Origin of the sequence: Photobacterium sanguinicancri (genome assembly GCF_002265265.1) — a bacterium.
Taxonomy (GTDB): domain Bacteria; phylum Pseudomonadota; class Gammaproteobacteria; order Enterobacterales; family Vibrionaceae; genus Photobacterium; species Photobacterium sanguinicancri.
Genome location: NZ_NOIF01000344.1, coordinates 1 through 1702 on the forward strand (window position 1 = coordinate 1; position 1702 = coordinate 1702).

Below are 1702 nucleotides of genomic sequence, written 5' to 3' on the forward strand. Positions count from 1 at the left end.
GCTCGTTGAGAGAATCAACGAGCCGTTTTTATTGGTGTTTTTTCGTTTATATCACTAATGAATGAGAAACGATAAACCTGTAAGAGGATTAATCGGTTGGATCAAAATAGAAAGAGATGCGTACTCGCGGGTTTAAATAGTCATAAACCTGCTCTGGTAATTTATCGGGGGCGATAGCACGCTCGATCTTTAAATTACTTTCTTCCAAATCAATGATGGGTGCTTCATTAGATGGCACCGATGGATCGTAGAGCAATACGTTCGGAAACAGCAGACTGCTGGTATTTACCGAGATGACCAAACCTAATTGTTGGTTGGAAAGTTGCACTACGCTACCCGGTGGATACACGCCCATTAATTTGACCAGCAACGCCATGTATTCATTGTTGTATTGCGCTTTCTTATTTTTAAACAAATACGATAGCGCACTGTAAGGAATACGCGCCTTGGAAGCATCTTGTGGGTGGCACAACGAATCGTAAGCATTTACGAGGGCAATCAGCTGGGCATCTGCGGTAATTTGATCGCCTTTCAGCCCCTTAGGGTAGCCTGAACCATCAATCAACTCATGGTGCTGCTCTAGTATGGGCTTTGCAGCCTCTGGGAAGGTATCTGCAAGGTTTGCAAGCTCAAGGCTATACTTGGTGTGCAAACGTAGATAGTTTTCTTCAGGTGGCGTTAACGGCGTTGTTTTTCGCAATATCGCCGTAGGTACTTTCAGTTTTCCCATATCATGGAATAAAGCCCCTAACGCTAGGTGCTTGATACTTTCCGAAGACATCCCATTCGCTTTGGCTAGCATCATGGCAATAATGGCGACATTGAGCGAATGAAAATAAATATCTTCATGCTCTTTTTTGTCATTCATTAAATGCAGTGCAACGTTATCAGACTCCATCAAGGCATCAACCATGGTGCTAACCAGATCATTGGCTTCATCGATGGCGGTAACAGGGCGGCTTTTGATTTTACTGACAATAGAGCGTAACTGCGCTAATGAGCGTGAAAAATTCTTCTCGCAGCGCTGAATCCGGAGTTTGTAGTTTTTCAGATGTTCAATACGACGCTGCTTTTCTTGCCACAGTTTTTCTGCTTGTTTCCCCAGAAACTGACTTTCTTGTTCTGAAATTGCTTCTGGTTTGGTGTCTGGGTCGAGCGGGGCATTATCGCTCTTATCAGGGATCAGGTAGACATACTTAAGATTTAAGCTTTTTATTAGACGTAGCTGTTGCTGATCTTTGATTTTGAAATGATTGAGCAGAAATGGGTGCTCGGTCCATTGCAAAGGGAGTTTGACGTATAAGCCCGGAGTTAAGCGATCGACCGCAAGTTTGATGTTTGCCATGAGTTAAATAGAACAACCAGTTAATGTTAGCGCTAACCGTGCTGGTTTCGCTTTTTAAGTCATCATAATTATTGTAGGAATTACACTCATTACTGAATATGGCACTGAGTTTGCCCTTGATATGTTACTGGTATGAGTAACAGGTGCTAAAACTAGGCTTATCAACTCGATGCGTGCGGTTTAATAGAAGATTACTACCTATAGGCGACTAATATCATTGTGATAAGTTGCTTAAACCACACCATAGGTCAATGCGTTATGGCGTAATTGCTTATCATATCAATAATCACCAACTGAACAAATGTTTGTTCAAAAACTGTCTCATATACACAACTGACGCTGCCGAAGAATAGCCTT

The 1702-nt window shown here is 42.3% G+C and carries 1 protein-coding gene; it reads right to left on the minus strand.

The genetic code is table 11. The annotated features are described in order from the left end of the window. Positions 1-88 precede the first annotated feature (88 nt). Positions 89-1345: a cyclic di-GMP phosphodiesterase gene (locus ASV53_RS23880; protein ID WP_094958974.1), complete on the minus strand. Its 1257-nt coding sequence runs from the start codon at positions 1343-1345 to the stop codon at positions 89-91. Positions 1346-1702: the final 357 nt, after the last annotated feature.

Coding starts and splice junctions, on each gene's coding strand:
- ASV53_RS23880 (WP_094958974.1), bottom strand. CDS start 1,345: ATGGCAAACATCAAACTTGCGGTCGATCGCTTAACTCCGGGCTTATAC.